A 21,728-nucleotide genomic window follows, 5' to 3' on the forward strand; every position below is an offset into this window, starting at 1 on the left:
AGCGTGAGCCGCGAGGGCGGGTTCCCTCCATCCGAAAGAGAAAGGACGCCTCATGGCAGGCACGTTCGAGCTGTACACCGACAAGTCCGGTGAGTACCGGTTCCGTCTGAAGGCCGGCAACGGCGAGGTCATCGCGACGGGTGAGGGCTACTCGTCGAAGTCCGCCGCGCTGAACGGCATCGACGCCGTCCGCCGCAACGCCGCCGACGCCGAGGTCGTCGAGGTCGACTAGCTCGACACCCCCACTTCACGACGAGACCCCCTGGTGCAGACGTCTGCACCAGGGGGTCTCGTCGTGAAGGCGGGGTCTCGGCAGACCGTGCCGCCGCAACCTCAGAGCACGCGCGCCAGGAAGTCCTTCGTGCGCGGATGCTGCGGGTTCGCGAGCACCTCGCGCGGGTCTCCTTCTTCGACGATGTGTCCGCCGTCCATGAAGATCAGGCGCGAGCCGACCTCCCGCGCGAAGCCCATCTCGTGCGTGACGACGAGCATCGTCATCCCCTCGTCGGCCAGCGAGCGCATGACCTGCAGCACCTCGCCGACCAGCTCGGGGTCGAGTGCCGAGGTCGGCTCGTCGAACAGCATCATGTCCGGGTTCATGCACAGCGCACGCGCGATCGCGACGCGCTGCTGCTGCCCGCCGGACAGGTGTCCGGGGTAGGCATCCGACTTCTCGGACAGTCCCACGCGCTCGAGCATGGCGCGCGCGATCAGCTCGGCTTCCTTCTTCGAGCGCTTCTTCACCCGCTGCTGGGCGACCGTGAGGTTGCCGAGCACATCGAGGTGCGGGAAGAGATTGAAGCTCTGGAACACCATGCCGATGCGCGTGCGCACACCGTCGATGTCGACGTCGGGATCGGTTATGTCGATCCCCTCGATCAGCACCTTGCCGGCGGTCGGCTCCTCGAGCAGGTTCACCGACCGCAGCAGCGTCGACTTGCCGGAGCCCGATGGCCCGATCACGCAGACGACCTCGCCCCTGGTGACGGTGAGGTCGATGCCCTTGAGCACCTCGTTGTCGCCGAACGACTTCACCAGCCCCTGCACGTCGATCGCCGGGGCATGCACATCGATCAGTTCGGTGATCATCGCTGCCTCGCCATCCGACGTTCCAGCCACGCGCTGAAGCGCGTGAGCGGGATCGTCACGATCAGGTACAGGATCGCCGCCATGATCAACGGCGTTCCGTTCGCGTTCTGGGTGCTCGCGTCACGCGCGAAGTTCGTGAGCTCTTTCGACCAGATGAAGGACCCGGCGATGAACAGCAGGGACGTGTCCTTCAGCAGCAGCACGAACTCGTTGGTGAGCGGCGGGATGATGATCCGGAACCCCTGCGGCACGACGATCCAGAAGGTCGTCTTCATGGGCGACATACCCAGCGACCGCGCGGCCTCCGTCTGCCCCTTCGGGACCGCCTGGATGCCGGCGCGGATCGTCTCGGCCATGTACGCCGAGGCGACGAGGATGAGACCGATGAGTCCGAGCACAACCGGTCCGCCGAGCTTCGTCCCGGGAACGCCCACGGCGATCGGCAGGATGAAGGCGATGGCGAAGATCGTGAGGATCGCGGGGAGCCCCCGGAACAGCTCGATCCAGCACGTCGCGATCCAGCGGAACGGCGCGATGACCGACAGCTTCATCAGGGCCAGCAGCACACCGAGCAGCAGGCCGCCGACGAACGCCACGGCCGTGAACCACAGGGTGTTCACGAGTGCGGTCGTGATGATCCCGGGGAACATCTTCGCCGCGATCTCGGGGTTGAAGAACAGCGGTCCGATCTTCGCCCAGTCGGTGGTCACGATCGCCCAGACGGCGATCGCGATCAGCACCGCATAGACCGAATACCGATATAGCTTGCCCTTGGTGGTACGCCTCAACGCCATCGTCGAGGTCCTCCCGCTCTACCGACGCCGCCGGTCACTTGGCCGCGAGGTACTCGTCGTAGATCTCCTGGTATCCGCCGTCGTCCTGGAGCTCCTTGAGCGCCTTGTTGATGGCTTCACGGAGCTCGTCCTTCTCGCCCTTGGCGAAGGCGAAGCCGTACGACTCGTCGGTCGGGTAGGTCTCGACGATCTTGTACGCGGGGTCGTCCTGCTCGTGCACGTAGTTGACGGGCTGGTCCTGCAGGATCGCGTCGATCTGCCCGGCCTGCATCGCCGGCCACAGCTCACCGTCCGACGGATACTGCACGAGCTGGGCGCCCTTGGCGTTCTCGGTCGCGTAGGACTCGCCGGTGGTGCCCTGCTGCACGCCGACGTTCTTGCCGTCGAGGTCGTCGATGGACTTGATGTCCGAATCGGCACGGACCAGCAGCGACTGCAGCGAGTCGACGTACGGGTCGGAGAAGTCGATGTTGGCCTTGCGCTCCTCGGTGATCGTCATGGCCGACGCACCGATGTCGCACTGACCCGAGACGAGGATCGCACCCGACTGCAGCGGGTCGAAGCCCACGTCCTGCACGGAGACCTTGAGATCGAGCTTCTCGGCGATCGCCGCGAGGAGATCGATGTCGAATCCGGAGTACTCGATGTCGCTGGACGGGTCCTCGACCTCGAAGGGCGGGTAGGGAACGTCGGAGCAGACCGTGAGCGTGCCGGCCTCGATCAGACCGTACTCATCGCCCGCGGCGGGAGCGTCACTGCTTCCCGCATCGGACGAACCGGTCGCGCAGCCGGCGAGCGCGAGAGTGGCGGTCGCCACGAGGGCGAGACCGGCGATGAGGTTACGACGAGGCATGTCGGCTCCTGTAAGACGAGGGCGGGGTGTGCCCACGGACGGGTAGGAGAACATCTAAACATGCGGCTCGTCGCGTGACCAATGACATCAGTCGGTCGACGTATCACGTTTGCGTTGCAAGTGCACGTCAGTGGCGACGTGAAATCAAGTGCCGCAGCGCGTGCGACGCGGTCTCAGACCTCGAAGTCGACCGCGGCGCGCGAGGCGACCACCGAGCGGATGTAGCCGGCGACCTCCTCATGCGCGGGGTGCACCTGGTACGCGTCGATGTCGGCGACCGAGTCGAAGTCGGCCACCAGCGTCACGTCCCAGTTCGTCTCCGGGTAGGCCGCATTGGCACCGGCGGAGATCGTGAGCAGCTGCGGCACGACACCCTCCAGGGCGTTGAGGCGACGAGCGACCTCGGCCGCCTGCTCGGCACGCACGGCGGCATCTTCGGCCGCGAGCTTCCACATCACGACATGGCGGATGGTCACAGGGATTCCTTCGTCTCGGTTCGCGCCGCACCGCGGACCGCGGCCTCCAGCGCCTCGCGCAGTCGTTCGGGCGATACGCGCCAGTGCGCGTGCAGATCGCCGTCGATCAGGACGACGGGGATCTTCTCCCACCACAGCTCATAAAGTGCGGGGTCGTCCTGGATGGACGCCTCGACGATCTCGATCTGCTCCGCGGCGGCGTCGGGCAGCTCGGCGACGACAGCGTCGATCACGTCGGAGGCCACCTCGCAGAGATGACAGTCGGGCTTGCGGATCAGGGTCAGCGTGGTCACGCCGAAGGCACCTCGACAGCGCGCCCCTGGGAGATCCACTCCCCCGTGCCGCCCTCGACGTTGGTGGCATCGAAGCCGCGGGACTCCAGCGCCTCGACGACGCGGGCGGAGCGACCGCCGGCCTGGCAGATGACGTCGAACGACTCCGCCGGCAGCTCCTCGAGCCGGTTGCCGATCTCGGACATGGGGATGTTGACGGCACCGGGCACATGGCCTGCAGCGAACTCGTCCACCTCCCGCACGTCGATGAGCGGAACACCCGACCGCTCGGCGAGTTCGGTGACGGTGATCGACTTCATGACATCCTCTCGGCGGTACGGAACTGCGGGCAGAGACACAAAGCGCCCGTCCGAAGACAGGCGCTCGTGTCTGGTCGCTTACTTCTTGTTGCGACGCTGGTGGCGAGTCTTACGAAGCAGCTTGCGGTGCTTCTTCTTCGCCATGCGCTTGCGGCGCTTCTTGATGACAGAACCCACGGAAACCTCACTAAGTCAGTGGCTGGGTGTCGCCGAAATCGGACACCCGGGTACGGGCACGGAAAATGCCTCGGGTCAGTCTAGCAAACCCGACGGCCTGAGCTGTGCGCCTTCACTCCGGAACGTCCTCCGTCACCAGGAACCGCCACACGAGGGCATGCCCGAGGGCCACGAGCGCGATCAGCAGGAGAGCCTCAACCTGGATGCCGGTGAGCCCGAGCGGAGCGACGATCTGGGGAGCCACCCCGATCACGGCGACCGCCGCATAGACGACCACGGTGCCGGCCTGAATCCAACGCACCGACGCCGGGGTCCCGTCTCCCCTGGCCTGTGCGACCAGACGAACCATGGAGGCGCCCCCCACGATCGCGACGACCAAGAAGGACAGCCGCCACAGGATCGGGGTCTCGGTGCCGCCGACCTGGGCGAACAGCCCCATCAGGGCGGGGAGCAGGAAGGAGAGGTAGATGCCGCCGATGGTCCGGCGCATCGCGGGGTTCGCGGTCCAGTCACGCCGAGCGCGGACGACGTTCCACCAGAGCCCGGTGAGCGTGAAGCACGTGGTGGAGAAGAGAGCGTAGAACGTGCTGACGTCCACGGTGTCTTCTCCGCGGATTCAACCGACGTCGGCGATGGGCCGCTGCAGCGCGTCGGCCACGGCGGACTCGGGCACGCGATAGCTGCGGCCGAAGCGAACGGCCGGCAGCTCCCCGGCGTGGACCAGCCGGTACACGGTCATCTTGGACACGCGCATCAGCTCGGCGACCTCAGCCACCGTGAGGAATCGGACATCTGGAACCTCGGGCATCCCACGTACCCCTTTCTCGATGTGCACACTCTATGGGGTAGCTGGGACGCATGTAAACCCATGTGGCCCGTGTGATCAGCGGGACGAAGCGCACACGGGCCACGCCGCGAGCGGGGTCAGGCCGGCTTCTTCACCTTGGCCAGTCGTTCCCGCGCCTCGCGAAGCGCCTGTCGCTCGACCTTGTGAGCCGCGCGCAGAGCCTTCTCCGCGTCGCGCACCGCCCTCTGTGCTTCTTTCAGGCGGCGGTCTCCCGCGAGCTCGGCGGGCTCGAGGTCGACCCACTCGGTTGCCGCGGACCGCGTCTCGCCACGGTCGAGTCCGGCGATGTAGGCGGCCACGCCGTCGAGCGTCCGCTCGACCCCGAAGCGGAACGGATCGGCGACGGAGAGGAACACATCATCCTGGATCGCGCGTCGCAGAGCCGGGAACTCCTCGGCAGTGATCACCCGATCGAAGAGTGCGGCCTCGCGCGCGGAGACCTCGTCAGGCGTGAGCCCGCTGCCGCGGGCCTGTTCCGTGTAGCCGGCCTGCACGATTCCGCACCAGCGGGCATGCCCCGTCATGGCGAGCGCGACGGCCAGCCGCTCCTCGGCGGTCAGCGGGGTCTCTTCGAGAGCGGCGAGTCCTGCATCGAGCCAGGCGGAGCTGTTCGGGGTGATCGGCGATCCGGTGATCGGCAGCGAGAGCATCCAGGGGTGGCGCAAGTAGAGCATGATCTGCGCCTCGTAGAGCGCCAGCAGCCGCCCGCGCCATCCGTCCACCTCGAGGTGGCTCTCGGGCGGAAGCCCTGTCGCCTCCTCCTGCATCAGCAGCAGCAGGTCATCCTTGGCCGTCACGTAGCGATAGAGGGACATCGGCGTGAAGCCGAGCTTCGCCGCCACCGCCGCCATCGACACGGCGCCGATCCCCTCGGCATCGGCCAGCTCGACGGCGGCGTCGACGATCTTCTCGACGCTCATCTCCCGCTTGGGTCCGCGCTGCGGATTGGCGGCGACGCCCCAGGCGAGCGCGATCCCCCGCGGCAGCTCCGGCGGTTCGGTCTCAGTCATGGCCTCATCCTACTTCTGTTTATTTAATAAACAGTGTGTTACCGTCATACACAGTTGCGTTGCTCGTACACAGTTTTGTCATACGCAGAAAGGAATCGCCTGATGGACACAGCCATCGAGGTGCGAGGCCTGCACAAGGCCTTCGCCCAGAAGACCGTCGTCGACGGCTTGGACTTCGCCGTCGGACGCGGCGAGGTCTTCGCCCTGCTCGGACCCAACGGGGCCGGCAAGACGACGACGATCAACATCCTCACCACGCTCACCACCGCGGACACCGGTGTGGCGACCGTCGCCGGATGGGACGTGCGCACGCACGCGGTCGACGTGCAGCGCCGCATCAGCCTCACCGGTCAGGCAGCGGCCGTCGACGACGCACTGACGGCGACGGAGAACGTGGTCATGTTCGCCCGGCTCGCCGGCCTCGGCCGCGCCGCCGCCAAGCGTCGCGCCACCGACCTGATCGCCCAGTTCGACCTGACCGATGCCGCCACCCGCACCGTGCGCACATTCTCCGGGGGGATGCGCCGCCGACTCGACCTGGCCCTGAGCTTCGTCGTGACGCCGGAGGTGCTGTTCCTCGACGAACCGACGACCGGTCTCGACACGCGGAGCCGCCGCGATCTGTGGGACATCATCCGGATGCTCGCGGCGTCGGGCACCACGGTGTTCCTCACGACGCAGTACCTGGAGGAGGCCGACCAGCTCGCCGACCGGATCGCCGTGCTGCACGACGGCCGCATCGCCGCGCTCGGCACACCCGCGGAGCTGAAGGCGCGCATCGGCGGAGACACCGTCGAGCTCCATGACGACGGTGGCGCACTCACCCGCCAGATCCCCACCGATGGCACGGTCGCCGACCTGCGGCGAGCGCTCGACCTGCTCGACGAGGAGGGCGCCGACGGCGTCGTCACGCTGCGACGCCCCACCCTCGACGACGTGTTCCTCGCCGTCACCTCGCCCGCCTCCACCCCTGGCCCCGTGAAGGAGAACGTATGAACGCCACCCTGGCTGCGCCTCGAGCGACGGCATCCGCCCACTCCGCGCCCACTCCCCGACCGAGGCTGCGCGGATTCACCGCCGAGGCCGTCTTCGTCGGACGGAGCCTGCGGCACTCCGTCCGCGACGGTGAATCGCTGCTGATGGCGATCATGCTGCCGGTGATGCTCATGCTCATGTTCACCTGGGTCTTCGGCGGCGCCATCGACCCGTCGGGCGCCTACGTCGACTACGTCGTGCCGGGCATCATCCTGACGTGCGCCGGCTTCGGGGCATCGTCCACCGCCGTGTATGTCGCGAACGACATGCGCACCGGCATCATCGATCGGATCCGCACCATGCCGCTGCGTGCGGGCGCCGTGCTCACCGGGCACGTCGTCGCCAGTGTGCTGCGGAACCTGATCGCCACCGCGATCGTGATCGGCGTCGGCGTGCTGGTCGGGTTCCGACCCACCGCGAGCCTCGGGGAATGGATCGCGTTCGCGGGCCTCATCACCCTCTACATCCTCGCGATCACCTACCTGTTCGCGGCCATCGGTCTCGCCGCGGGAAGCCCCGAGGGCGCGAACGGCTACGGATTCGTCCTCCTGTTCCTGCCGTATCTCTCCAGCGCATTCGTGCCCGTCGCGAGCATGCCGGAGTGGCTGCAGCCGATCGCGGCCAATCAGCCGATCACGCCCATCGTCGAGACGATCCGCGCCCTCCTGATGGATACGCCCCTACAGGGCGAGGCATGGTGGGCGATCGGCTGGTGCCTGGTCATCCTGCTGGTCGCGGTGACGTGGGGCGCGTGGCTCTTCCGCCGCAAGGCGGGACGTCGCTGAGGATGCCTGGACGGCTCAGGCGCCGAGGCGCTTGAGCGCGTTGGCGACGGCATGCTTCGCGGAGGCCGCGGCACGACCGACGACCTCGGCGGCGTGCGCGGCGCTGTCGTGCACGGGGTAGTCGATGTCGGGGGCCTCGTCGCCGTACGCATCGACGAGGAAGGGCACCAGCCAGTCGTCGACGACCTCGAGCGGTTCGACGGCGAGACTGTAGAAACGACGCTGTCCGTCTTCGCGCACCGAGACCAGCTCGGCGTCGCGCAGCACCTTCAGATGCTTCGACACGGTGGGCTGGCTGATGCCGAGATCGGCGACGATCTGGCTGACGCTGGTGCCCGTCTCTCCTTCGTCCGTGCGTCGCAGCAGGAGCTGGAGGATGTCGCGCCTCGTACCGTCTGCGATCACGTCGAAGATGTCCGTCATGTGATCAGGGTAGTCGGCTCCGGCACGGAGTACCATGACGAAGGCTCGGCGACTGGCGCCGCGTGTCCGCGGCGCGCGGGCGAGAGAGAATCACGAGGGGGCAGCGATGTCGGGCATCGTTTCGGCGTCGTCCCCACGACAGGCCCTCAAAGGCGCCGCCGGCCGGGTGAAGCACCTCGTCACCTCGTCGCCGTCCCGCTTCGCGATCGTCGTGTTCGCGCTCCTGATCCTCGTGTTCACGGTGCTGCTGTCGCTGCCGATCGCGTCCGCGAGCGGCACGGTCACACCGCTGAGCGATGCGCTCTTCACCGCCGTGTCGACGATCTGCGTCACCGGCCTCGCCACCGTCGACATGGCCAACCACTGGTCCCCCTTCGGCCACGTCCTGATCTTCCTCGGCGTGAACATCGGCGCCCTCGGCGTCCTCACGCTCGCGTCTCTCATGGGGATGCTGATCTCCAAGCGTCTCGGCCTGCGGGCCAAGCTGCTGGCAGCGGGCGACACCAACCCCCTGCGCGCGCATGGCGGAGTGGTGAACGAGAGCCAGACCGTGCGACTCGGCGAGGTCGGCCAGCTGCTGACCACGGTCGCCGTGTCGGCCCTCATCATCGAGGCGTCGTTGGCGGCCCTGCTGTACCCGGCGCTGGTGATGGCGAAGGTCGACCCCATCGCCGCACTGTGGGAGGCGCCCTACTTCGCGGCCATGGCGTTCACGAACACCGGGTTCGCGCCGAACGACGGCGGCGTCGCGGTGTTCGCGGACGACTACCTCGTGCTGTTCCTCCTCATGGTGGGCGTGTTCCTCGGCAGCATCGGCTTCCCCGTGATCTACACCCTCGCCAAGCACGTCTGGCACGTGAAGCGGTGGTCGCTGCACACCAAGCTGACACTCGTCACGACCGTGCTGCTGTTCATCCTGGGCGCCGTCGTCTTCGTCGTGCTCGAGTTCAACAACCCGAAGACGTTCGGGTCGATGGATGCGGCGGACACCACGTTCCAAGCCTTCTTCCTCTCCGCCATGACCAGATCCGGCGGCTTCAACGTGATCGAGATGGACGATCTGAACGGCTCGTCCCTGCTCGCCGCCAGCATGCTGATGTTCGTCGGTGGCGGCTCCGCCTCGACCGCCGGCGGCATCAAGGTCACCACTCTGGCCGTGCTCGCGATCGCCGTCTGGTCCGAGGCCAAGGGCCGCCAGTCGGTCGAGGCCTTCGGCCGCCGCATCCCCAGCGACGTGCAGCGCGTGGCGCTCAGCGTCGTCGCGTGGGGCGCCACGATCGTGGCGCTGTCGACCATCACCATCGCCCAGATCACCAAAGACGACATCAGTCATGTGCTGTTCGACGTCATCTCGGCGTTCGGCACGGTCGGTCTGTCCACGGGCCTCACGGCAGAGCTCCCCGATTCGGCTTCCTACGTCATGGCCGCGACCATCTTCATGGGGCGCGTTGGTACAGTGACACTCGCCGCGGCGGTTGCCGCGACATCGCGAACGCAGTACTACTCACTGCCCGTGGAAAGGCCGATCGTTGGTTGAAGTCCTCCGGGGCGACGCTCCCGTCCTCGTCATCGGTCTCGGTCGGTTCGGCGCTGCCTGCGCGGGAGAGCTCGACCGCCTCGACCGCGAGGTGCTCGCGATCGACGACAACCTCGAGCTCGTGCAGAAGTGGTCCGACCGGGTCACCCACACGGTGCAGGCCGACGCGAAGAACATCGACGCCCTCCGTCAGATCGGCGCCCAGGACTTCCAGGTCGCCGTCGTCGCGGTCGGCTCCTCGATCGAGGCGTCCGTGCTGATCACCGCGAACCTCGTCGACCTGAAGGTGCCGCAGATCTGGGCCAAGGCCGTCTCGCAGTCCCACGGCAAGATCCTTGCCCGTGTCGGCGCGAACCACGTCATCTACCCGGAGCGCGAGGCCGGTGAGCGCGTCGCGCACCTCGTGAGCGGGCGGATGCTCGACTTCATCCGCTTCGACGACGACTTCGTCCTCGCCAAGATGTACCCGCCGAAGTTCATCCGCGGCGTCGGTCTGAACGAGTCGGGCGTGCGCTCGAAGTACAAGGTCACGGTCGTCGGCGTGAAGAGCCCAGGCAAGCCGTTCCGCTATGCCGAGGCGAACACCATCGTCACGAACCACGACCTCATCATCGTCTCGGGGACCAACAGCGACATCGAGCGCTTCGCCGGCCTCGACCGCTGACCTCGGAGACGTCCGATCCCTCGACTCCCCCTCGCGGCGGATGCACCGTCGTGCACGGCCGTGGTGGGATGGGACGCATGACCGACAACGCAGCGGCCCCTCCCGTCCTCGCCCTCCGCGGGCTCCGCAAGCACTTCGGGCAGAAGATCGCGGTCGATGACCTCTCCCTCGATGTGCCGGCCGGATCCATGCTCGGGCTCCTCGGCCCCAACGGCGCGGGCAAGACCACGACCCTCGCCATGACCACGGGTCTGCTGCGGCCGGATGCCGGCGCCGCGTGGGTCCTGGGCGCCGACGTGTGGCAGAACCCTGCCGACGCGAAGGCCCGGATGGGCGTGCTCCCCGACGGAATCCGCATGCTCGACCGCCTCACCGGTGCCGAGCTGCTGCGCTACACCGGGCTGCTGCGCGGCATGGCCGAAGCCGAGGTCGTCTCTCGCAGTGACGAGCTCCTCGCCGCGCTCGGCCTCACGGACGCTCGAGACCGGCTCGTGGTCGACTACTCGGCGGGCATGCGCAAGAAGATCGGTCTGGCCTGCGCGCTGATCCACGCGCCTCGCCTGCTGATCCTCGACGAGCCGCTGGAAGCCGTCGACCCGGTGTCCGGCGAGACGATCCGGCAGATCCTGCGGGCGTTCGTCGACGGTGGCGGCACCGTGGTGCTGTCCAGCCACGTGATGGAGCTCGTCGAGTCGATGTGCGATCGGGTCGCGATCGTCGCCGAGGGACGCCTGCTCGCGAACGGCACGCTCGACGAGGTGCGCGCCGGACTGTCGCTGCAGCAGCGGTTCCTCGCCCTGGTGGGGGCGCATGACCTCGGGACGGAGACGCTCGCATGGTTGCGCTCCTCGTAAGCCTGCGCTGGCGCCAGCTGCGCCATCAGCTGTCCCGCAATCCCTGGATGATCGTCACGCTGGTCATCACCGGGCTGTTCGCGCTCGGATTCCTCGCCGCGCTGACGGCAGGACTGGTGGCACTGCGGTTCGCCGCCCCCGACGCCGCCGTCACCGCGCTCGTGCTGGCGGGCGCGGTCATCGTCCTCGGGTGGTGGATCGGGTCGATCCTGGTCAGCGCCGACGACTCGCTCGCACCGGAACGGTTCGCACTGCTCCCCCTGACCGCGCGCTCCCTGCTGCCGGGCTTCGTCGTCGCGGGGGCGACGACGGTGGGCGGCATCGGCACCACCGTCGCACTCCTGCTCATGCTCCTCGGCTGGTCGGTGAGCCTGCCCGCGCTGTTGACCGCGCTGATCATGATCCCCGTCGCCGTCGCCACCTGCGTGCTGGGTGCTCGCGTGGTCAGCGGTGTGCTGGCCGGCTGGCTCGCCCGCCGCAGCGCCCGCGACCTGGTCGTGATCGTCGGCGTGGTGCTCCTCTCCTCGTCCGGCGTCCTGCTCAACGTGGGGATCGGCGCGCTGGTCCGGGTGAACGATGTCGGCGGAGCGTTCACCACCATCGCCGACATCGCCGCGTGGACACCGGTGGGCGCCGTCTTCGGCGTATCCGGATCCGTCGCTCAGGGCGACTTCCTCACCGCGGCACTCCGTCTGCTCATCGCCCTCGCCACGGTCGCGGCACTGTGGTTCGCGGCACAGGGCCTGCTCGCTGCCCGGCTGGTCGCCCCCATCCAGGACACCGGCGGCGGACGCGTGCGCTCGGTCGGACTGCTCGATCGGATACTGCCGGCCAGCCCGGTCGGGGCGATCGCCGCCCGCACGCTGCGGTACTTCCGGCGAGACCCCCGGCAGATCGTGAACATCGTGATGCTCCTGCTGCTGCCCGCGATCTTCATCGGCCTCTCCCTGATGAACGGCTTGCAGGACGAGTCCATCGGATTCGGTCCGGCCATCATCCTCATCCCGACGATCAATGCGCTCCTCACCGGCACGATCATGCAGATGGCGATCGCCTACGACAACGACGCGGTCGCCGCCCACATCCTGAACGGCGTCAGCGGTGCGGCGGACCGGGCAGGGCGACTGCTCGGATTCGGGCTGATCGCGATTCCCGTGACGCTGCTGCTGTGCGCGGCCACCTGCCTGATCGCCGGCCGATGGGACCTGCTCCCCGCAAGCATCGGGTCTGCCTTCGGCCTGACGGCGATCTCGGCAGGCGCCGGGGCCTGGGTGGGCAGCTTCCTTCCGGGTCGGGCGCCCGCACCCGAGGCGAACCCCCTCGGCCGCGGTTCGTCCGGTGGTGTGCAGTCGCTGCTGGCGATGATCATCATCGGACCGATCACGCTCGTGCTCGGGGCGCCGGCGCTCGGTTTCGCGATCGCCGGCATCTGGAATCCTGCGCTCGGCTGGGTGAGTCTCGGCTGCGGTGTCGTGCTCGGCGCCGCGGCCCTGTGGGGCGGGGCGGTGCTGGGCGGCAGCATCCTGAACCGGCGCTGGCCGGAAGTTCTCGCCGAGGTCTCCAGCGAGAGCTGAGCGGGGGTCGGGCGGTCAGGCGTCGATGTCGAGGACGAGTTCGACCACGTCGTCGACGCCCAGACCCTCGCGGTCCTGGAGCACCTTCTTGATCGGCACGATGTAGCCACCCTCCTTCGGCCAGAGGGCCGTGGTCACGGTGGTGGAACCGATGGTGACGGATGCGGGGATCATCCCCCACCCGTATGTGACGATCGACGCGACATCGTGGATCATCTCGCTCTCGGCCGGCGGCACGGTGACGAAGTGGAACGGCGCCGGCCCGCGCCAGTACCAGATGACTCCCTCGATCCGCAGCTGCATGACTCAGGCCCCGGCGGCGAGTTCCTTCGCCCGTGCGAGGGCAGCGGCCGCGGCATCCGCGAAGGTGCGGTCGAGGTGGGCGTCCTGCAGAACGGCGACCGCACGCTCGGTGGTTCCCTTGGGGCTCGTGACACGACGCCGCAGCTCGGCGGGGTCCTCCCCCGACGCGTCGAGCAGAGCGGTCGCGCCGATGAAGGTCTGCTCCACCATCAGCCTGGCGTCGGCCTCGGCGAAGCCCATGTCGATAGCGGCCTTCGTGAACTCCTCGATCAGCAGGTACACGTAGGCGGGGCCGGAGCCCGAGATCGTGGACAGCGCGTCGATCTGCGACTCCGGAACCTCGACGACCGCGCCGACGGTCTCGAACAGCCGGCGGACGAGGGCGAGATCCTCGGCTGTGGCGGCGGAACCGGCAGCGAGCCCCGTGACGCCCTTGCGCACGGTCGACGGCGTGTTCGGCATCGACCGGATGACGCGAGCATCAGGCCCGAGAATGCCCGCGAAGGTGTCGAGTGTGACGCCGGCGGCGACGCTCACCACGATCGCGTCGTCCGTCAGGTGCGGAGCGATCTCGCGCAGCAGATCGGGCACCATCGCGGGCTTGACGCCGACCAGCACGATCCGCGCGCTTGCGGCGGCCTCGGCGTTGCCATCCGGCCGTTCGGCGAGCGCGATACTCGTGACGCCGTCGAGGCCGGTGAACGCCTCGGCCTTCTCCGCGGTGCGGTTCGTCGCGGTGATCCCGCCGTCGATCCGGATGCCGGAGGCGACCACACCCCGGAGGATCGCACCGCCCATCGAACCGGCACCGAGAAAAGCGAGCGAAGGAAGCGAGTCAGCCATGTCGTCATCCTACGGCGGGCACTCCCGCAACCTCGGGCGGGCGGTTCTAGACTCGTCCCATGAGTGCATCCGGAGGCAACAAGGCCATCGTCGCGGCGTTCCTGGCGAACCTGGGTATCGCCATCGCGAAGTTCATCGCCTGGGCCCTCTCCGGCTCCGCCTCGATGCTCGCCGAGGCCATCCACTCCGTCGCCGACTCGGGCAACCAGCTGCTCCTGATGCTCGGCGGACGCAAGGCCAAGCGGGAGGCCGACCGCGCACACCCGTTCGGCTACGGCCGGGAACGCTACGTGTACGCGTTCGTCGTCTCGATCATCCTGTTCTCGGTCGGTGGCCTGTTCGCGATCTACGAGGGCATCGACAAGCTCACGAACCCGCACGAGCTGGACAAGACCTGGTGGTGGCTGCCCCTGGTCGTGCTCGTCGTCGCGATCGGGCTGGAGTCGTTCTCCCTGCGCACGGCCGTGCGCGAGAGCAACCTCGTGCGGGAGAAGGGGCAGTCGTGGGTGTCGTTCGTGCGCCGTTCGAAGGCCCCCGAGCTGCCGGTCGTGCTGCTCGAAGATGTGGGCGCTCTGACCGGTCTCACCTTCGCTCTGCTCGGCGTCGGGCTCACACTGCTCACCGGAAACCCCGTGTTCGACGCACTCGGCACCGTGATGATCGGTGTGCTGCTGGTGCTGATCGCGATCGTGCTGGGCATCGAGACCAAGAGCCTGCTGGTCGGTGAGGGCGCGACCCAGGCCGACCACGACCGGATCGTCGATGCCATCAACGCGGGCGACGAGATCGAGAAGATCGTCCACATGAAGACCCTCTACCTCGGCCCGGACGAGCTGTTGGTCGCCGCGAAGATCGCCCTCAACGCCGACAAGCCGCTGCGCGAGGCCGCCGACGACATCAACGCCATCGAGGCACGCATCCGCGAAGCCGTGCCGGTCGCGCGCATCGTGTACATCGAGCCGGATGTCTACCGCCCGGCGATCGACCCCGAGCCGTCGACCGACGTCTTCGTGCTGAAGTCGTCGGACTGATCGTCGGCTCCATGAAGCGCACGAGACTGTTTCTGAGCGTCGGAACCGCGACTGCCCTGACCGTCGCGCTGTCGTCGTGCTCGATGGACACCGTGATCTGGGGTGCGGACGGCGCCGGGGTGATCCAGACCACCGAAGACCTGATCGATGCGGCCGCTTCCGGTGACGCCGACTCGTACGTCTGCAACGGCGAGGAGCCGGAACTGCGAGAGCCCGCCGATTGGTCGGGGCTGTCGGCCGAGGAACCCGGGGACTTCGTCGCCGAGTACTGGCCGGACCAGGCGCTGCGAGACCCGGACTGGACCATCAACCTCTCGCTCCCGGAGGAGCGTGTGGCCGGCGGCGAGGAGTTCCCCGGCGACGTCTTCTATCGCGAGACGGAGGACGGGCTGTGCCTCGTCGACGTCGTCTGGTCGACCGTCGAGACCGAGGGCTGACGCTCCCCCTCCCGCTCCCGCTCGGGAGAGACGTCGCCGAAACTCAGCGCCGCTGCTCGAAGAACGCCCGCAGCAGTGCGGTCGCCGCATCCGCCTCGACGCCGCCGATCACTTCGGCCCGATAGGGCAGTCGCCGATCGCGCAGCACGTCGTACATGGAGCCGGCCGCGCCCGCCTTGTCGTCCCACGCGCCGAAGACCACCCGACCGACGCGGGCCTGCAGGATCGCACCGGCGCACATGATGCACGGCTCGAGGGTCACGACCAGCGTGTGCCCCTCGAGATTCCAGGAGCCGACGGACGCCGCCGCCCGCCGCAGCGCCTCGACCTCGGCATGCCCGGTCGGATCGTTCGTGGCCTCGCGGGTGTTGCGTCCCTCAGCGATGAGCCGTCCGGCGGGATCCAGAATCACAGCGCCGACGGGGATCTCCGACGCCGCAGCGGCCTCGGCAGCGAGCTCGAGCGCATGCCCCATCGCGAGGTCGTCGGCAGCGGTCATGCGTCGAGCCTACGACAGCCACCGGCCACCGTCGGGGGCCACGATGTCGTTCCCGGAGGCGCGGCGCATTACCCTGTATCCATGCGCGTTCACGTGGCCGACCACCCTCTCATCACTCACAAGCTCTCGGTGCTGCGCGATGTGCGCACCCCCTCACCGGTGTTCCGGCAGCTGACGGAGGAGCTCGTCACGCTGCTCGCGTACGAGGCGACCCGCAACGTGAAGGTGAGCCCGATCGAGATCACCACCCCCGTGACCACGACGATGGGCGTCAAGATCTCGGAGCCGCGACCGATCGTTGTGCCGATCCTGCGCGCAGGCCTCGGCATGCTCGAGGGCCTCGTCAAGCTGCTTCCGACCGCCGAGGTCGGGTTCCTCGGCATGGTCCGCGATGAGACGACGTTCGAGCCGACGACCTACGCCGAGCGTCTCCCCGACGATCTCAGCGACCGTCAGTGCTTCGCGATCGACCCGATGCTGGCCACCGGCGGTTCGCTCGCCGCGGCGATCCAGTTCCTGTTCGACCGCGGCGCGAAGGACGTCACCGCGATCTGCCTGCTGGGTACGCCGGAGGGCGTGGCCGCGATCGAAGCCATGGCCGGCGACCGCGATGTGACCCTCGTCCTGGGTGCACTCGACGAGCGTCTCGACGAGAAGGGGTACATCGTGCCCGGGCTCGGCGACGCCGGCGATCGGCTCTACGGCACGGTCTGACCCGGCTCTCTGCACTCCGCACCACGGTCGTTCTGCACGCCGCGGCTGCACTCCGCACCGCCGTTGTTCTGCACACCGCGCCGCGGTCGTTCTGCGCGGTCGCGGGGCCGCAGAGGCCGCTCGAGCGCGCGGTACTCAGTCCGCCGCACCGACCAGACGCGCGAAGGCGCTGAGGCGGGCCACCCCCTCCGGGGTATACGGAAGATCGTCGAGCAGTGCGGGCGAGTGGATCAGATAGGCGACGGCCTGCGCGCGGGAGATCGCGACGTTCAGTCGGTTCTGCAGCAGCAGGAACTCCGGGCCCCGCGGGGCGTCCCGACCGCTCGAGGCCGCGAGCGAGGTGATCGAGACGACCGCCTCCTTGCCTTGGAAGTTGTCGACCGTGCCGACCGGGACGTCGTGGTACCCGGCCGCCGCGAGCGCGTCGAGCACGAGCTGACGCTGCGCGTTGTACGGCGTGACCACGATGATGTCGGTGGGCACGAGCGGCCTGGCTGACCGGGACTCGTCGTTGTCGGTGAAGGTGCGACCGACCAGGTCGCGGACCAGCCGGACGACCTCGGCCGCCTCCTCGGGCGACTGCGTCGAGTTGCCGCGGTGCCGCAGCGGCACGACGTGCAGGCCGGGGTCGATCCCCTGGACCGAACGCAGCTCGGTGCCGGGGGCTGACGCCAGCTGCCCCGCGTAGGCGAGCTTCGACACTGGGGCCGCGACGAACGGATGCATGCGCCAGGAGCGCGCGAGGAAGTAGCCGTACTCCGGCCGCACGACCGGGTCGCCGTCCATCACCCAGCCGAGCGCGGAGGCATCGACCGGTTCGGGGTGGGCTCCCTGACTCACCTGCGGAAGCTGCTGCGGATCGCCGAGGAGCAGGAGCCGCTTCGCCCCGGCGGCGACCGCGATGGTCGAGGCGAGCGAGAACTGCCCCGCCTCGTCGATCACGAGCAGGTCGAGGCCGTCTCGCTCGACGCGCTGGGTGTTGCTGAAGTCCCAGGCCGTCCCGCCCACGACGGCGCCCTCACCGGCATGCTCGGAGAGGAACGCCGCCATCCCCGTCTTCGGGATGGTCGTGTAGGAATGCTCCCCGTTCGGGTCCTTCGGGGCCTTGGCGACCTGAGCCGGCGCGACACCGTCGGCTACCACTCGCTCGAGGAGCGTCTCGATGATCGCGTGCGACTGCGCGACGACGCCGACCTTGAAGCCGTGCTCGTTCACGAGGCGTGCGATGACCCGGGATCCGGTGTAGGTCTTGCCCGTTCCCGGAGGGCCCTGCACCGCCAGATAACTGTGGTCGAGGTCGAGCACCCCCGTCACGATCGCGTCGACCGTGTCGTCGCCCGGGGCGGGCAGCGGCGCGCCCGATACGGTGCGCGGGGGGATCCGACGGAGGATGTCGGTCGCCGCATCGTCGGGGAACCCCGGAGCCGCGGTGTGCACCGCATCGGCCCACTCGTCGATCGCGCCCTGGAGGGACACGACGCGTGGCGGTGCGGCCGGGGTGAGGGCGAGCGGCAGTTCGTCCCAGGTCTGCCCCTGCACCGCCGACTCGGTGATGAGGTAGCCGTCGTCGAGCACCTCCGCCACCGTGACGGTGTGCGGCACATGCACCGCCCGCGAAGGGACCTCGGTGTCGAACGGCGCCGGAACGCCGTAGAGCGCGAACGGCTGCGACCCGGCGCCGAGCGTCGTGCCGGGCGACACCTCGCCACGGATCTCGACGTCACGAGACATCACCCGACGCCCCTCACCGATGCTCCAGTCACGACGGACGGTCGAGGACGGGCGGTCGACCCGCACCACATCGCGCGTACCGTCCCACATGGTCACCGGCTCGCGAAGCCGCTGGAAGTGCGACACCCAGAAGCTCTTCGCCTCGCGCGGGAAGTAGTCGATCGCGGCGGCCGCGAGCCGATGAACGAGCCCGTCACCACCCGCCTCGACGGCGCGCTCGGCATCTGCGAGGAGGGCGACCGAGCGCGGCGACGGCTCGTAGATGACCTCGTCAGCCTCGTCGGGCGGGGCCGGGGTGACACCCTCTTTACGCGCGATGTCGATCAGCCAGTTGCGCAGGCGCCTGGTCGACACGCAGTCGTAGCGGTTGTAGTCGGCGAGGTCTGCCAGGACCGCGTCGGCCCCGGCCTGCTCCCCCGCAGCCGCGAGCTCACGAGCCGCGACGTACTGCACGATCGAGTCGTCGCCCTTCTGCACGTCGCTGGTTCGCACGTCGGCGCCCATGTACAACGGCTCGAGCTTCTTGATCGAGTACGAGCGCGAACCGACGCGCACCGTCCGCAGCACGAGCGGATACAGGTCGACGAACACGCCCTCGCGGAGCAGCCGATCCACCTCACCCTCGCGCACCCCATGCCGTGCCGCCATCGCCACCAGGTGCGAGGTCTCGTAGGGCGCGTAGTGGTAGATGTGCATGCCGGGGTGGGCGATCCTGCGCGCATTCACGAAGTCGAGGAACGTCTCGAGCGCGCGCTTCTCGTCGGCGAAGGTATGCGCCCAGAGGGCCGAGTACTGGTCGGCGTTGTCGACCCACCCGAAGAGGTAGTCGATTCCCCAGTGCCCCTCGCCGTCGGCGGCCGGCTCCGTGTAGAGGGGGTCGCCCTCGAAGTCGAAGAAGATGTCGCCGTGGCTGGGCAGCGGGAGGGTGTGGATCGCCGGCGCGTAGTGCACGTCGTAGGTGGGCCGCCCCTCGGCATCGGCGCGCAACTGCAGTCGTGCCTGGTCGCGGAGCGTCTCGAACGTGTCGATGTTCATCCCCGCTGGCGGCCCCGATGCCTCCGCCAGGGCATCGATCGTCTCGATCCCGGACGCCCGCAGTCGCGCACGCTGCACCGGGCGCATCCTCGCGACCATCAGCAGGTCCCGGTGCGCCAGCACCTGTTCCTCGCAGGTCGCGCAGCGTCCGCAGGCCACGATCTGCAGGTCGCCGCGATCGTCTCCCCAGGCGAGCGGCGCACCCGCCGCCCCATCGGCGATGCGCCGGTCGGCGATGAGCGCCCGCAGCCGAGCGCGCCGCACCTGGAAGAGCGGAAGGAGATCATCCACCTGATGGGTGCTGAGCGTGCCGTCGCCGAGGATCAGGTCGACCTCGTCGGACCGGGGGATGCCGAGGCGGTCGAGCTGGTCGACGTATGCCGCGAGCTGCATGAGGGCAGTGACTCGCGCCTTGCGCGCGAGCTTGGAGTCCTGAACGCGCCACCGGCCGTCGTCGTCCTTGCGGAGGAAGTCGGCGAATCCGACGAACTCGTCGGTGGAGAAAGCCGCCTGGAACACCACGAGCGCATCGGAGCGCAGCGCCGCGACCGTCTCGTCGATCGCGGCCGCCAGCGCCTCGGCATCGACCGACGAGACCTTCTCGATGCGGTGGACACTCGCATCGCCGAGTTCATCGATGTACCGGGCGAGCACGTTCTGCTCATGCACGTCGCCGAGCTCGGCGGCCCGCTTCAGCGTCGCGTCTTCGGGCTCTTCGACGGCAGGGACCCGTCCCAGCTTCGCGTCGATCGCCCGACACCACGCGAACTCGCATTCGGCGGCCGCCTTGAGGTCGCTCGCGCTCCAGATGACGCGCTGCGCCTGAGTGTCGATCCGCACGATGCTCCCGTTCTGTCGGATGCTTCGACACTATCCGCGGCATCCGACACGACGCGAAGCGGCGCCTCCGCAGATGCGAACGTGCGGTCAGCGCCACCAGGTGTCGTCGGGGGTCACCGGGAGGTGCCGCTTGTGCTGCGTGGCGAGGTATCGCGCCTCGATGCGACCGGCGACCTCGGGATCGACGGAGCGCCCCTCGAGGAAGTCGTCGATCTGCTCGTAGGTGAGACCGAGCTCGTCCTCATCGGCACGACCGGGCTGCCCGTCGAGCAGATCGGCGGTCGGCACCTTGAATGCGAGCCGATCCGGCGCATCGAGGAACTGCAGGAGCGAGCGCCCCTGACGCTTGGTGAGGCCGGACAGCGGAAGGATGTCGGCCGCGCCGTCGCCGAACTTCGTGTAGAAGCCGGTGACCGCCTCGGCGGCGTGGTCGGTACCGATCACGAGGAGCCCGTCGTGACCTGCGAGCGCGTACTGCGTGACCATGCGGAGGCGGGCTTTGATATTGCCGCGATTGAAGTCGCTGATGTCGCTCGTGACCGCGAACTCGATGTCCTCCTCGACACCGTCGACGCCGTTCTGGATGTTGACCTCGACCGACGAGTCCGGGGCGATGAAGGCGAGTGCGGCCTGGGCATCGTCGGCATCGTGCTGCACGCGGTAGGGCAGACGCACGGCGAGGAACTTCGCCTCGCCGCCCTCGGCCCGCACCCGCTCGACCGCGAGTTGGGCGAGGCGACCGGCCAGCGTCGAGTCCTGCCCGCCGGAGATCCCGAGCACATAGCCCTTCGCTCCGGTCGTGCGCAGGTAGTCGGCGAGGAAACCGATGCGACGCTCGGTCTCGGCTTCGGGGTCGACCTCGGACCTGACACCGAGGTCCTCAGAGATCTGCTGCTGCAACGACATGTGATCCTCCGCTCGTTTCCTCGAATCAGTATCCCGCTTCCGTGTTACGTCGGGGTGACGCCGCGGCGTTCGCACGTTCCTGTCAGTCACGACCTGAGAGAATGGGGCAGTGAAACTCCTCGTCGCCGCGCTCGCATCCGAACTGTCCGCATTCCCCGAGGAACTCGAGGGCTTCGACCGTCTCGTGACCGGCCCGGGCAAGCTGCAGGCGACGTACGCCCTGACGCGTGCGCTCGACGCCACCGTCTACGACGAGATCGTGGTCGTCGGCACGGCCGGCGCGATCGATCCCGACCTGGAAGCGACCGTCCACGAGGTCGGCACCGCGTTCCAGCACGACGTCACCGACCTCGACGGCGTGGCCGGCCAGCACGTCTCGCTGCCGGCGCGGGTCGCCACCGGACGCGACGGCGTGCTGATCGCGACAGGCGACCACTTCGTCGAGGATGCCGAGGTCACCGCCGTGATCCGTCCGTCGGGAGCGGCACTGGTCGACATGGAGACCTACGCGTACATCTGGGTCGCCGGACAGTTCGGCGTGCCGATCCGCGTGTTCCGAGCGGTGTCGGACCAGGCCGAGGACGGCGCTCTGACCGACTGGCGCGAGGCGGTCGCCCGCTGCAGCGTGCAGCTGCGCGACTTCATCCGCACCGAGTACGGGGTCTGACCCGGCGGAGGC

General features: G+C 68.5%; 27 protein-coding genes. 11 read left to right on the forward strand and 16 right to left on the reverse strand.

The window, feature by feature from the left end; all coding sequences use genetic code 11:
• The first annotated feature begins 52 nt into the window (after positions 1-52).
• Entirely contained in the window at positions 53-232 is a 180-nt protein-coding gene (locus tag J7E45_RS05870; protein WP_167634258.1) for a YegP family protein, read from the forward strand.
• Between the two features lie 101 nt (positions 233-333).
• On the opposite strand, the gene J7E45_RS05875 is transcribed toward J7E45_RS05870, so the two are convergent.
• From J7E45_RS05875 to J7E45_RS05920, 10 genes are all read right to left on the reverse strand, one after another.
• Positions 334-1,089: an amino acid ABC transporter ATP-binding protein gene (locus tag J7E45_RS05875; RefSeq protein ID WP_029263861.1), complete on the reverse strand. Its 756-nt coding sequence runs from the start codon at positions 1,087-1,089 to the stop codon at positions 334-336.
• Positions 1,086-1,883, reverse strand: a complete 798-nt coding sequence (locus tag J7E45_RS05880; RefSeq protein ID WP_029263860.1) for an amino acid ABC transporter permease — start codon at positions 1,881-1,883, stop codon at positions 1,086-1,088. Before J7E45_RS05880 ends, J7E45_RS05875 begins: the two co-directional genes overlap by 4 nt.
• 34 nt (positions 1,884-1,917) lie before the next feature.
• Positions 1,918-2,736, reverse strand: coding sequence for a basic amino acid ABC transporter substrate-binding protein (locus J7E45_RS05885; protein WP_167634256.1), 819 nt, complete (start codon positions 2,734-2,736; stop codon positions 1,918-1,920).
• 173 nt (positions 2,737-2,909) lie between these two features.
• Complete coding sequence (locus J7E45_RS05890) at positions 2,910-3,212, reverse strand: Dabb family protein (RefSeq protein WP_091035392.1); 303 nt, start codon at positions 3,210-3,212, stop codon at positions 2,910-2,912.
• Positions 3,209-3,505: a glutaredoxin family protein gene (locus tag J7E45_RS05895; protein ID WP_091035396.1), complete on the reverse strand. Its 297-nt coding sequence runs from the start codon at positions 3,503-3,505 to the stop codon at positions 3,209-3,211. The genes J7E45_RS05890 and J7E45_RS05895 overlap by 4 nt, the downstream gene beginning before the upstream one ends.
• On the reverse strand, positions 3,502-3,804 hold the full coding sequence (locus tag J7E45_RS05900) for a rhodanese-like domain-containing protein (RefSeq protein WP_091035398.1): 303 nt from the start codon (positions 3,802-3,804) through the stop codon (positions 3,502-3,504). Before J7E45_RS05900 ends, J7E45_RS05895 begins: the two co-directional genes overlap by 4 nt.
• A gap of 78 nt (positions 3,805-3,882) precedes the next feature.
• Positions 3,883-3,981: a 30S ribosomal protein bS22 gene (locus J7E45_RS05905; protein ID WP_003792170.1), complete on the reverse strand. Its 99-nt coding sequence runs from the start codon at positions 3,979-3,981 to the stop codon at positions 3,883-3,885.
• A 112-nt stretch (positions 3,982-4,093) separates the two neighbouring features.
• Positions 4,094-4,579 carry a hypothetical protein gene (locus J7E45_RS05910; RefSeq protein ID WP_215067827.1) on the reverse strand — a complete coding sequence of 162 codons (486 nt, stop codon included), beginning with the start codon at positions 4,577-4,579 and terminating at the stop codon, positions 4,094-4,096.
• Positions 4,580-4,597: 18 nt separating this feature from the next.
• A complete protein-coding gene (locus tag J7E45_RS05915; RefSeq protein ID WP_017204627.1) occupies positions 4,598-4,789 on the reverse strand; it encodes a helix-turn-helix domain-containing protein in 192 nt (63 codons plus the stop codon).
• Between the two features lie 116 nt (positions 4,790-4,905).
• Positions 4,906-5,838 carry a TetR/AcrR family transcriptional regulator gene (locus J7E45_RS05920; protein ID WP_215067829.1) on the reverse strand — a complete coding sequence of 311 codons (933 nt, stop codon included), beginning with the start codon at positions 5,836-5,838 and terminating at the stop codon, positions 4,906-4,908.
• A gap of 102 nt (positions 5,839-5,940) precedes the next feature.
• Between J7E45_RS05920 and J7E45_RS05925 the strand changes: the two genes are divergently transcribed.
• Both J7E45_RS05925 and J7E45_RS05930 read left to right on the forward strand, forming a co-directional pair.
• A complete protein-coding gene (locus J7E45_RS05925) occupies positions 5,941-6,834 on the forward strand; it encodes an ATP-binding cassette domain-containing protein (RefSeq protein ID WP_215067831.1) in 894 nt (297 codons plus the stop codon).
• Positions 6,831-7,658: an ABC transporter permease gene (locus J7E45_RS05930; protein ID WP_215067833.1), complete on the forward strand. Its 828-nt coding sequence runs from the start codon at positions 6,831-6,833 to the stop codon at positions 7,656-7,658. Before J7E45_RS05925 ends, J7E45_RS05930 begins: the two co-directional genes overlap by 4 nt.
• A 15-nt stretch (positions 7,659-7,673) precedes the next feature.
• Here J7E45_RS05930 and J7E45_RS05935 read toward each other — a convergent pair whose 3' ends face one another.
• Positions 7,674-8,081 carry a helix-turn-helix transcriptional regulator gene (locus tag J7E45_RS05935; protein WP_215067835.1) on the reverse strand — a complete coding sequence of 136 codons (408 nt, stop codon included), beginning with the start codon at positions 8,079-8,081 and terminating at the stop codon, positions 7,674-7,676.
• A 106-nt stretch (positions 8,082-8,187) separates the two neighbouring features.
• Between J7E45_RS05935 and J7E45_RS05940 the strand changes: the two genes are divergently transcribed.
• The 4 genes from J7E45_RS05940 (at position 8,188) to J7E45_RS05955 (ending at position 12,710) form a co-directional block, all read left to right on the forward strand.
• Entirely contained in the window at positions 8,188-9,618 is a 1,431-nt protein-coding gene (locus tag J7E45_RS05940; RefSeq protein ID WP_215067837.1) for a TrkH family potassium uptake protein, read from the forward strand.
• Positions 9,611-10,282: a TrkA family potassium uptake protein gene (locus J7E45_RS05945; protein WP_021198064.1), complete on the forward strand. Its 672-nt coding sequence runs from the start codon at positions 9,611-9,613 to the stop codon at positions 10,280-10,282. Before J7E45_RS05940 ends, J7E45_RS05945 begins: the two co-directional genes overlap by 8 nt.
• Positions 10,283-10,359: 77 nt before the next feature.
• The gene (locus J7E45_RS05950) at positions 10,360-11,136 is read left to right on the forward strand and encodes an ABC transporter ATP-binding protein (protein WP_215067839.1); all 777 of its coding nucleotides are present in this window, start codon (positions 10,360-10,362) and stop codon (positions 11,134-11,136) included.
• Positions 11,118-12,710, forward strand: coding sequence for a hypothetical protein (locus J7E45_RS05955; RefSeq protein ID WP_215067841.1), 1,593 nt, complete (start codon positions 11,118-11,120; stop codon positions 12,708-12,710). The genes J7E45_RS05950 and J7E45_RS05955 overlap by 19 nt, the downstream gene beginning before the upstream one ends.
• Positions 12,711-12,725: 15 nt before the next feature.
• On the opposite strand, the gene J7E45_RS05960 is transcribed toward J7E45_RS05955, so the two are convergent.
• Positions 12,726-13,013, reverse strand: coding sequence for a DUF1905 domain-containing protein (locus J7E45_RS05960; RefSeq protein ID WP_215067843.1), 288 nt, complete (start codon positions 13,011-13,013; stop codon positions 12,726-12,728).
• Between the two features lie 3 nt (positions 13,014-13,016).
• On the reverse strand, positions 13,017-13,856 hold the full coding sequence (gene proC, locus J7E45_RS05965) for a pyrroline-5-carboxylate reductase (RefSeq protein ID WP_215067845.1): 840 nt from the start codon (positions 13,854-13,856) through the stop codon (positions 13,017-13,019).
• Positions 13,857-13,915: 59 nt separating this feature from the next.
• Between proC and J7E45_RS05970 the strand changes: the two genes are divergently transcribed.
• Together J7E45_RS05970 and J7E45_RS05975 are read left to right on the forward strand one after the other, a co-directional pair.
• Positions 13,916-14,887, forward strand: a complete 972-nt coding sequence (locus tag J7E45_RS05970) for a cation diffusion facilitator family transporter (protein ID WP_215067847.1) — start codon at positions 13,916-13,918, stop codon at positions 14,885-14,887.
• 11 nt (positions 14,888-14,898) lie between these two features.
• The gene (locus tag J7E45_RS05975) at positions 14,899-15,324 is read left to right on the forward strand and encodes a hypothetical protein (RefSeq protein ID WP_215067849.1); all 426 of its coding nucleotides are present in this window, start codon (positions 14,899-14,901) and stop codon (positions 15,322-15,324) included.
• Positions 15,325-15,367: 43 nt separating this feature from the next.
• Here J7E45_RS05975 and J7E45_RS05980 read toward each other — a convergent pair whose 3' ends face one another.
• A complete protein-coding gene (locus J7E45_RS05980) occupies positions 15,368-15,823 on the reverse strand; it encodes a nucleoside deaminase (RefSeq protein WP_215067851.1) in 456 nt (151 codons plus the stop codon).
• Positions 15,824-15,904: 81 nt separating this feature from the next.
• Between J7E45_RS05980 and upp the strand changes: the two genes are divergently transcribed.
• Positions 15,905-16,537 carry a uracil phosphoribosyltransferase gene (gene upp, locus J7E45_RS05985; RefSeq protein ID WP_091035426.1) on the forward strand — a complete coding sequence of 211 codons (633 nt, stop codon included), beginning with the start codon at positions 15,905-15,907 and terminating at the stop codon, positions 16,535-16,537.
• A 135-nt stretch (positions 16,538-16,672) separates the two neighbouring features.
• Here the strand turns inward: upp and J7E45_RS05990 are convergent, their stop codons facing one another.
• Positions 16,673-20,143: a bifunctional RecB family nuclease/DEAD/DEAH box helicase gene (locus J7E45_RS05990; protein WP_215067853.1), complete on the reverse strand. Its 3,471-nt coding sequence runs from the start codon at positions 20,141-20,143 to the stop codon at positions 16,673-16,675.
• 87 nt (positions 20,144-20,230) lie between these two features.
• Positions 20,231-21,049, reverse strand: a complete 819-nt coding sequence (nadE, locus tag J7E45_RS05995) for an ammonia-dependent NAD(+) synthetase (protein WP_215067855.1) — start codon at positions 21,047-21,049, stop codon at positions 20,231-20,233.
• Between the two features lie 109 nt (positions 21,050-21,158).
• On the opposite strand from nadE, the gene J7E45_RS06000 reads away from it, so the two are divergent.
• Positions 21,159-21,716 (forward strand): nucleoside phosphorylase, encoded by a 558-nt coding sequence (locus J7E45_RS06000; RefSeq protein WP_029263839.1) that lies wholly within the window; start codon positions 21,159-21,161, stop codon positions 21,714-21,716.
• The last annotated feature ends 12 nt before the right edge of the window (positions 21,717-21,728 follow it).

The organism is Microbacterium sp. ISL-59 (assembly GCF_018613945.1).
GTDB classification, from domain to species: Bacteria; Actinomycetota; Actinomycetes; order Actinomycetales; family Microbacteriaceae; genus Microbacterium; species Microbacterium oxydans_B.

Bases quoted from the DNA above. Each gene is read 5' to 3' on its own strand.
- J7E45_RS05870 (WP_167634258.1), top strand. From the start codon at position 53: ATGGCAGGCACGTTCGAGCTGTACACCGACAAGTCCGGTGAGTACCGG.
- J7E45_RS05875 (WP_029263861.1), bottom strand. From the start codon at position 1,089: ATGATCACCGAACTGATCGATGTGCATGCCCCGGCGATCGACGTGCAG.
- J7E45_RS05880 (WP_029263860.1), bottom strand. From the start codon at position 1,883: ATGGCGTTGAGGCGTACCACCAAGGGCAAGCTATATCGGTATTCGGTC.
- J7E45_RS05885 (WP_167634256.1), bottom strand. From the start codon at position 2,736: ATGCCTCGTCGTAACCTCATCGCCGGTCTCGCCCTCGTGGCGACCGCC.
- J7E45_RS05900 (WP_091035398.1), bottom strand. From the start codon at position 3,804: ATGAAGTCGATCACCGTCACCGAACTCGCCGAGCGGTCGGGTGTTCCG.
- J7E45_RS05915 (WP_017204627.1), bottom strand. From the start codon at position 4,789: ATGCCCGAGGTTCCAGATGTCCGATTCCTCACGGTGGCTGAGGTCGCC.
- J7E45_RS05920 (WP_215067829.1), bottom strand. From the start codon at position 5,838: ATGACTGAGACCGAACCGCCGGAGCTGCCGCGGGGGATCGCGCTCGCC.
- J7E45_RS05925 (WP_215067831.1), top strand. From the start codon at position 5,941: ATGGACACAGCCATCGAGGTGCGAGGCCTGCACAAGGCCTTCGCCCAG.
- J7E45_RS05930 (WP_215067833.1), top strand. From the start codon at position 6,831: ATGAACGCCACCCTGGCTGCGCCTCGAGCGACGGCATCCGCCCACTCC.
- J7E45_RS05935 (WP_215067835.1), bottom strand. From the start codon at position 8,081: ATGACGGACATCTTCGACGTGATCGCAGACGGTACGAGGCGCGACATC.
- J7E45_RS05940 (WP_215067837.1), top strand. From the start codon at position 8,188: ATGTCGGGCATCGTTTCGGCGTCGTCCCCACGACAGGCCCTCAAAGGC.
- J7E45_RS05950 (WP_215067839.1), top strand. From the start codon at position 10,360: ATGACCGACAACGCAGCGGCCCCTCCCGTCCTCGCCCTCCGCGGGCTC.
- J7E45_RS05955 (WP_215067841.1), top strand. From the start codon at position 11,118: ATGGTTGCGCTCCTCGTAAGCCTGCGCTGGCGCCAGCTGCGCCATCAG.
- J7E45_RS05960 (WP_215067843.1), bottom strand. From the start codon at position 13,013: ATGCAGCTGCGGATCGAGGGAGTCATCTGGTACTGGCGCGGGCCGGCG.
- proC (WP_215067845.1), bottom strand. From the start codon at position 13,856: ATGGCTGACTCGCTTCCTTCGCTCGCTTTTCTCGGTGCCGGTTCGATG.
- J7E45_RS05970 (WP_215067847.1), top strand. From the start codon at position 13,916: ATGAGTGCATCCGGAGGCAACAAGGCCATCGTCGCGGCGTTCCTGGCG.
- J7E45_RS05975 (WP_215067849.1), top strand. From the start codon at position 14,899: ATGAAGCGCACGAGACTGTTTCTGAGCGTCGGAACCGCGACTGCCCTG.
- J7E45_RS05980 (WP_215067851.1), bottom strand. From the start codon at position 15,823: ATGACCGCTGCCGACGACCTCGCGATGGGGCATGCGCTCGAGCTCGCT.
- upp (WP_091035426.1), top strand. From the start codon at position 15,905: ATGCGCGTTCACGTGGCCGACCACCCTCTCATCACTCACAAGCTCTCG.
- nadE (WP_215067855.1), bottom strand. From the start codon at position 21,049: ATGTCGTTGCAGCAGCAGATCTCTGAGGACCTCGGTGTCAGGTCCGAG.